Below are 7832 nucleotides of genomic sequence, written 5' to 3'. Positions count from 1 at the left end.
TGCAGTTTCTTCGGGATTATGCGCTGAAACTGTTTTAACATTGGCGGATGCTTTGCAGCTTGCAATTTCAAATAATGAACTTATAAATGCTTCCGCCAAATCAAAAGAGTTTGCACAATATCAATTAAAATCCGCCAAAGGTAAAAATTATCCTAATGTTTTTTTGGAAGGTTCCGTTAATAAAATAAATGATCCGATTATTTTAAAGCTTGCCGATGCAAGGTCGGCTGTTATCGGTGCAAGTGCCGCTACTTTAAAAGCTACCGGGGCTTCCGACGCCGTGGTTGCCGCTTTTACACAAAAATTAAATTCATCAATTCCCGATTTTGATATGAAATTTCAAGATGACTTATTTTATAAATTATCCGCAGGAGTTGTATGGCCGTTATATACCGGCGGGAAAATATCGGCAAATTCAAAAGCAAAACAAACAGAAGTCGATATTTCCGCAATAGAACAGGAAAAAACATTAAATTCAACAATAACATCGGTAATAGAAAGTTATTTTAAAGCTGAACTTGCACAGGAAGTTTTAAATATAAGACTTAATTACCTTAATAACATAAAACAACATGCCGCAAATGCCGAAAAATTATTTAATGTCGGTATGATAGCCAAAACAAATAAATTAAGGGCTGATGTCGCGCTTTCACAAGCGACAATAGAATATGAAAAATCCGCAAGAGATTTTCAATTGGCACTTGTTGTCCTTTCAAATATAATAGGAAAGGATTGTCAAAATACAAGTCTTGCTACCGATATAAATATATTGGAAAATTTAAAAGATGTGCAGTATTATGTAGAAACGGCAAAAAGTAATAATACTGTTTTAAAAGAATTAAACGAAAAGAAAAATTTAATTAAACAAAAGAAAAAAGCAATAAACGGGAATTTTTTACCTACAATAGCGGCTTTCGGTAAATATGAAATTTATAAAGAAAATTTAACCGTATTTGATCCGGAATGGGTTGCCGGAATTAATGCACGGCTTGATATTTTTAACGGAGGTTCCGACTATAACGAAAATAAAGCTTATTCCGCACAGCTTGAAATGATAGATTTATATATTAAAAACACGGATAAAATGATAACGACAGGGGTTAAAAAATATCATCATGAAGTTGAAACTGCAAAGCAGAGATACGAAAGTTTAAAAAGTTCACAGGAATTAACGGAAGAAAATTTAAAACTTTATAAACAATCTTTCAAAGAAGGTTTGGCGACTTCAATAGAGGTAATAGACGCGGAACTTGCCGTATCAAAAGTTATGTTGGAACAATTGCAGACCTTATATGAATACAATGTTGCATATGCAAAATTAATTGATATATGCGGGAAATCTGCATTGTTGATGAATAATATTACCGGGGATTTAAAATATGAAAAATAAAATTTTAATTCTTATGTTTTGTTTTGTTTCATTGTTAAATATAAGTTGTTCAAAGCAGGAAGAAACAATTTCGGGTGAAGTTGATGCTACCGAAATAGATATCGGTGTAAAAGTTCCCGGAAGAATAGCAGAAATATTTGTCGTTGAGGGACAAACCGTTAAAAAAGGAGAAATCCTCGGCAGACTTGAAGGAAAAGAATTGGATGCAAAATTAAAAACCGTTAATGCTGCTTTAAAAGAAGCACAAGAACAATATGAGTTGGCCGAGAAAACATATAACAGAATTAAAAATCTTTATGATGACGGAGTCGTTCCCAAACAGCAGTTTGATGAAATAAATTACAAGTATAATGCCGCTTTACAAAAAATACATGCAATTGAAGGACAAAAAAACGAGATAATGGCATATTATGATGAACTTACGGTAACTGCACCTATTGACGGTGAAGTTACTCAAATTATATCACATCCCGGTGAACTTGTTGCAACAGGTTATCCTATAATTACATTGCTTGACACAAAAGATATTTGGGTGGTTTTTAATATAAGGGAAGATTTATTAAATAATCTTCAAAAAGGTAAACAAATAAATGTTTATATTCCTGCATTGAAAAATACGGTTAATATGGAAATAACTTATGTTTCTGCCATGGCAAACTTTGCTTCATGGAAACCGACAAATCAACAGAATAATTACGATTTAAAAACTTTTGAAATAAGGGCAAGAAGTAAAGATGTTCCGGATAATATCCGTCCCGGAATGACAGCTGTAATAAAGTAAATTGCGGTCAATATTAAACATATACGTTAAATTTACATTGTATAATTTATAATGTATAATAAATATGACGTTGCTTATTTTGCGGAATATATTGGTAATGTTTATTATTAAATCTAAGAAAATATTTTTATTATAAATTATGAACGGTAAATTTTATATTATCATTTTAGTTGTTGCGTCATTTATCTTTTCTTGTTTCATACCAAAAACTATTTTTGCAGACTGGAAAAAAGAAGTTAATAAAGAAATAAATAATATTTTAAAAACGGAGAAAAAAACAATGAAAGCAATAATTGAAACATCTATGGGAACAATTGAAATTGAGTTGTTCCCTGAAAAAGCACATAAAACGGTTGCAAATTTTGTTGAACTTGCACAAGGTACTAAAGAATGGACCGACCCTAAAACTGGTAAAAAAGTAAAGAAACCTTTTTATGATAATTTAACATTTCACAGAGTTATTCCGGAATTTATGATACAAGGGGGCTGTCCTTTGGGAACGGGAACCGGCGGACCGGGGTATAAATTTGATGACGAGATAGATTCTTCTTTAAAATTTGATAAACCCGGACTTTTGGCAATGGCAAATGCCGGTCCTAATACAAACGGTTCACAATTTTTTATTACCGAAGTAAAAACTCCGTGGCTTAACGGACATCATACTATTTTCGGCGAAGTTGTAAGCAGTAAGGATTTGGATATCGTAAAAAAAATAGCGAGAGTTGATTGCGATTTTTCGGATTCTCCTTTGGAACCTGTTGTCATAAAAAAAATTACAATAGAGAGATAAAAAATGAAAAAAATAGTATTTGTTACGGCACCGAAAACTTTTAGGGATGAAGAATATATTGAACCAAAAGAAATTCTTGAAAAGGCGGGCATTCAGGTAACAACGGCAAGTACCGTTAAAGGTGAGATATTCGGTAAAATTAAAATAAAAGCACAAAGTCAAATGCTTGTTACCGATATAAAAGTTGAAGATTTCGACGGTATATTTTTTGTCGGCGGTATGGGCTCTGCAATATATTTTGATGATAAATTTATTCATAAACTGGTAAATGATTTTTATAATGCAAATAAAATAGTAAGTGCAATTTGTATTGCACCGACTATACTTGCAAATGCAGGTGTTTTAAAAGGTAAAAAAGCAACCGTATTTCCGGACGGAGAACCTGCTTTAATTGCGGGCGGTGCAAATTATACGGCACAAGATGTTGAAGTTGACGGTAATATTATAACGGGCAACGGACCAATGTCCGCAAAGCAATTTGGAAAAATTTTAAGAGATAAAATTTTAAATTAACAATTACAAATTGCCGTTTAAATTATCAGCTGTTCAGCTTTTCAGCTCTTCAGCCAATAAAAGAGGAAATATGTCTTTTAACAGAAAAGATCTTTTAGGTTTGGAAAACTTAAGTAAAGATGAAATTGCAACAATAATCAAAAAGGCGGAAGAATTTAAAGATTTGTTTACCAATTCTTCAAATAAATCTTTGGATTTGGCAGGAAAGACGGTTGTTAATTTGTTTTATGAACCTTCCACCAGAACAAGAACTTCATTTGAAATAGCATCAAAAAGATTGTCGGCGGATGTTGTAAGTATAGCTACTGCAACATCAAGTGTAGTTAAGGGTGAAAGTTTGGTTGACACTGCAAAAACTCTTCAGGCAATGAAAGCGGATATTTTTATTATAAGGCATACACTTGCCGGAACCCCGCATTTACTTGCCAAAAATTTACAGGCCTCAATTATAAATGCCGGTGACGGTTTTCACGAACATCCCACACAAGGATTACTTGATTTTTATACTATCTTTGAAAAAAAGAAAAGAATAAAAGATTTAAAAATTCTTTTAGTCGGTGATATTCTGCACAGCAGAGTTGCAAAATCGAATATTTGGGCTTTAACTAAGTTTGGTGCAAAAATAAGGGTAGTTGGACCTCCTACACTTATACCGAGTAAAATAACAGAACTCGGTGTTGAAGTTTTTTATGATTTGGATAGAGCAATAAAAGATGTTGATGTTATAAATATTTTAAGAATTCAAATGGAAAGGCAGCAAGCTAATTTGTTTCCTTCCGTTCACGAATATGTTGAACTTTATCAGGTTACAAAGAAAAGATTGGAAAAAGCAAAATCAGGTGTTATGATTATGCATCCGGGGCCCATGAACAGAGGCATTGAAATTTCTTCTGAAGTTGCAGACAGTCCGTCGGCTGTTATAAACGAACAGGTAACAAACGGAATAGCCGTGCGAATGGCAGTGTTAAGTTTGTTGGCTGCAAACAGAGCTAAAAGGAGAAAATAATGGCTATACATATAAAAAATATAAAAATTATAGACCCTGCAAATAAAGTTAATAAAGTCGGTAATTTATTTATAGAAAATAAAAGAATTGTAGCCAAACTTAATTATAAACCGGATGTTGTCATTGACGGAAAAGGTAAAATTGCAATTCCGGGTTTGATTGATGTTAATTCTCATTTAAGAGAACCCGGACAGGAAGAAAAAGAAACAATAAAAACAGGAACAACCTCTGCGTGTAAAGGCGGAATTACAACCGTTCTTTGTATGCCAAACACCAAACCGGTAACGGATAATGCTCCATCGGTAGAATATATTTTGATGAAGGCACAAAAGGAAGGAAAAGTTAATGTTTTTCCGATAGGTTGTATTACGAAAGGTTCTTTAGGTCAAGAGTTGGCAGAAATCGGTATTTTAAAAAAAGCCGGTATTGTTGCAGTATCCGATGACGGTGTTCCCGTATCAAATTCACAGGTTATGAGAAGAGCATTGGAATATACAAAAATGTTCGGGCTTCCTGTGGTGTCACATTGTGAAGACAAAGAATTATCTAAAAACGGTTCAATGAATGCTGGAAAAAATTCAATGATTTTCGGACTTAGAGGAATACCGCGACAAAGTGAAGAAATAATGGTTTCAAGAGATATTATGCTTTGTGAACTTACCGGCGGTAAATTACATATTGCACATGTCTCAACTGCAGGTTCTGTTGAACTTGTTCGTCAAGCAAAGAAAAAGGGTATAAATGTAACTTGTGAAACTTGCCCGCATTATTTTTCGTTGACCGATGATTCCGTTCAAAATTATGATACTAATTTTAAGATGAACCCTCCATTAAGAACAAAGCAGGATGTGCAAGCCATAAAAAAAGGATTAAAAGATGGAACAATCGATTGTATTGCTACAGATCATGCACCCCATACTTTTGAAGAAAAAAGTAAAGAATTTGACTCGGCACCGTTTGGAATTATAGGGTTTGAAACTTTACTGCCGTTAATATTAAATGAGCTTGTTGACAAAAATGTTTTAACATTAGACGAAGCAATTGCCAAAGTAACAGCCAATCCTGCAAGAATATTTTCGTTAAAGGACAGAGGCAATTTGGCAGTCGGTTCAATTGCCGATATTACCATAATTGACCCTAATATTGAATACGAATATAAAAAAGAGGATATTTTATCTAAAAGTAAAAATTCTCCGTTTATCGGCAGAAAGTTTAAAGGTTCGGTTTGGACAACAATTGTCGGAGGGAAAATATCTTGGACATTAAAAGATGGAATTATAAAGTAGAAATATTAAAAAACGAACATATATGTTTAAATTTTTATAAAATTGTTATTTGTGCAAAAGAAATTGCAAAAGCAGCCCGTGCAGGACAATTTTGTATGCTTTCGGTAGAAAATGCTTATTTAAAAAGACCTTTAAGCATATATGATACCGACAAACAAACCGTTTCTTTTTTATACAAGGTAGTTGGAAGGGGAACCGGTTATTTGTCGAAATTAAAAAAAGGTGACAGCATAAATATAACGGGTCCGTTGGGATCATGTTATCCGTTGGAACCGGGAAAAAATAAAATTCCTTTTCTTGTTGCCGGCGGGACGGGTATTGCTTCAATTCATTTTTTGGCAAAGCAACTTAACAAAAAAGGGTTGTTGTTCTACGGAGCAAAAAATAAAAATGAATTACTTTGTGTTTCAGAATTGAAAAAATTAGGATTTGATTTGTTTTTTGCAACCGAAGACGGGTCGTGCGGCTTTAAGGGCTTTGTAACGGATTTATTCGATAAAAATATTAAAGATAATTCGATAGTTTATGTTTGCGGTCCTAATATAATGGCAAATAAAATTATAAAAACGGTAAATAAATTAAATATTGAAGGATATGTTTCTTTGGAAGAAAAAATGGCATGCGGTATAGGTGTTTGCCAAGGTTGTGCCATAAATGTAGGAAATACAAAAAAATTGGTTTGTAAAGACGGTCCCGTTTTTGAAATGAGCTTATTATAAAAATTTTTAAAAGTTTTTTGCAAATTTTCGAGTATATTTATATAATAAAAAAATGTTGTTGAAAAAAATCGAGTTGTTATGTATTACTTCAAACAGAACGGATGTTTCTTATCATCGGCAGGTAGAACAAGCCTGTTTGGGCGGTGCCGATATGATACAGTTTAGAGATAATACATTACACGACGGTGATTTTTTAAAAATAGCGGTTGATTTAAAAAAAATCTGTAGAAAATATGATGTTCTTTTTACAGTTAACAACAGAGTTGATATTGCGGCAGCTGTTGATGCCGACGGTGTTCATGTAGGTCAAAAAGATTTGCCGGTTGAGTATGCAAGAAAAATTTTAGGCAGTTCAAAAATAATAGGACTATCGGCTTCAAGTTACGAACAGGCAAAGTTTGCTTTAAAACAAGATATAAATTATATAGGACACGGTGCAATATATTCAACCCAAACAAAACAGGATGCGGTTACAAGAGGTTTATCGGTTTTAAAAGATATTAAACAAATATCTCAAAATATTCCTGTTATAGCAATAGGCGGAATTGATAAAAGTAATGTTGCCGATGTTATTGGGGCCGGTGCCGACGGAGTGGCTGTTGTTCAAGCCGTTTGCGGTGCAAAAAATATAAAAAAAGAAGCTGAAGAAATAAAAAATATAATAAAAAATATAAGGACGAATAAATGACTTTAATAGAGCAATCCCAAAAAAATATCATAACAAAGGAAGTTGAAGAAGTTGCAAAATACGAACAGTTATCGACTGATTTTATCGTTAAAGGTATTAGTGACGGAACAATAGTAATTCCTAAAAATATTAAGAGAATACAAAAAATGCCGAGGGCAATAGGTGCAGGACTTAAAACAAAAATAAATGCCAATTTGGGAACTTCTCCGGACCATATAAATATAAAAGAAGAACTTGAAAAAATGGAAATAGCCGTTAAATACGGTGCCGACGCCATAATGGATTTATCTACGGGCGGAAATTTGACGGAAATGAGAAAAGAAATTTTAGCACAATGTCCCGTTCAGGTTGGAACGGTTCCCATATATCAGGTTGCATGTGAAACGGTCAGAGGCGGTAAGAAAAAAATTTCACAAATGGATAGCGAATTAATGTTTGATGTTGTAGAAGAACAAGCCGAGCAGGGTGTTGATTTTATGACGATACATTGCGGTGTTAATATGGAAACGGTTGCAATGCTTGAAAGGCAACCGAGATTAATGGGGGTTGTCAGCAGAGGCGGTTCTTTTCTTGTTAAATGGATAAAAGCAAATAAAAAAGAAAATCCTTATTATGAACAATATGACAGACTTTTAAAAATAGCAAAAAAATATGATGTT

At 33.4% G+C, this 7832-nt stretch carries 9 protein-coding genes; all 9 read left to right on the top strand.

Translation table 11 applies throughout. The annotated features are described in order from the left end of the window. On the top strand, positions 1-1390 hold a 1390-nt coding region (locus ACMUOV_RS07010; RefSeq protein ID WP_413854395.1), incomplete at its 5' end, for a TolC family protein. After that, the gene (locus ACMUOV_RS07005) at positions 1380-2171 is read left to right on the top strand and encodes an HlyD family secretion protein (protein WP_413854394.1); all 792 of its coding nucleotides are present in this window, start codon (positions 1380-1382) and stop codon (positions 2169-2171) included. The genes ACMUOV_RS07010 and ACMUOV_RS07005, both read left to right, overlap by 11 nt. Positions 2172-2451: 280 nt before the next feature. Beyond that, positions 2452-2961, top strand: coding sequence for a peptidylprolyl isomerase (locus ACMUOV_RS07000; RefSeq protein WP_413854392.1), 510 nt, complete (start codon positions 2452-2454; stop codon positions 2959-2961). Positions 2962-2964: 3 nt separating this feature from the next. Next, positions 2965-3474, top strand: coding sequence for a DJ-1/PfpI family protein (locus ACMUOV_RS06995; RefSeq protein WP_413854391.1), 510 nt, complete (start codon positions 2965-2967; stop codon positions 3472-3474). 70 nt (positions 3475-3544) lie between these two features. Then, on the top strand, positions 3545-4480 hold the full coding sequence (locus ACMUOV_RS06990; protein WP_413854390.1) for an aspartate carbamoyltransferase catalytic subunit: 936 nt from the start codon (positions 3545-3547) through the stop codon (positions 4478-4480). Beyond that, positions 4480-5766: a dihydroorotase gene (locus tag ACMUOV_RS06985; protein ID WP_413854388.1), complete on the top strand. Its 1287-nt coding sequence runs from the start codon at positions 4480-4482 to the stop codon at positions 5764-5766. The genes ACMUOV_RS06990 and ACMUOV_RS06985 overlap by 1 nt, the downstream gene beginning before the upstream one ends. Next, positions 5736-6485: a dihydroorotate dehydrogenase electron transfer subunit gene (locus ACMUOV_RS06980; RefSeq protein ID WP_413854386.1), complete on the top strand. Its 750-nt coding sequence runs from the start codon at positions 5736-5738 to the stop codon at positions 6483-6485. Before ACMUOV_RS06985 ends, ACMUOV_RS06980 begins: the two co-directional genes overlap by 31 nt. 58 nt (positions 6486-6543) lie before the next feature. Then, on the top strand, positions 6544-7173 hold the full coding sequence (gene thiE, locus ACMUOV_RS06975; protein WP_413854384.1) for a thiamine phosphate synthase: 630 nt from the start codon (positions 6544-6546) through the stop codon (positions 7171-7173). After that, positions 7170-7832: phosphomethylpyrimidine synthase ThiC (locus tag ACMUOV_RS06970; RefSeq protein ID WP_413854382.1), on the top strand; the 663-nt coding region annotated here is incomplete at its 3' end. The genes thiE and ACMUOV_RS06970, both read left to right, overlap by 4 nt.

The organism is Candidatus Ruminimicrobium bovinum (assembly GCF_902760015.1).
In the GTDB taxonomy this organism is placed as follows: domain Bacteria; phylum Elusimicrobiota; class Endomicrobiia; order Endomicrobiales; family Endomicrobiaceae; genus Ruminimicrobium; species Ruminimicrobium bovinum.
Note: the sequence above shows the minus strand (reverse complement) of the source record. Positions and strands in the feature narration are given on the sequence as shown.

Coding starts and splice junctions, on each gene's coding strand:
- ACMUOV_RS07005 (WP_413854394.1), top strand. CDS start 1,380: ATGAAAAATAAAATTTTAATTCTTATGTTTTGTTTTGTTTCATTGTTA.
- ACMUOV_RS07000 (WP_413854392.1), top strand. CDS start 2,452: ATGAAAGCAATAATTGAAACATCTATGGGAACAATTGAAATTGAGTTG.
- ACMUOV_RS06995 (WP_413854391.1), top strand. CDS start 2,965: ATGAAAAAAATAGTATTTGTTACGGCACCGAAAACTTTTAGGGATGAA.
- ACMUOV_RS06990 (WP_413854390.1), top strand. CDS start 3,545: ATGTCTTTTAACAGAAAAGATCTTTTAGGTTTGGAAAACTTAAGTAAA.
- ACMUOV_RS06985 (WP_413854388.1), top strand. CDS start 4,480: ATGGCTATACATATAAAAAATATAAAAATTATAGACCCTGCAAATAAA.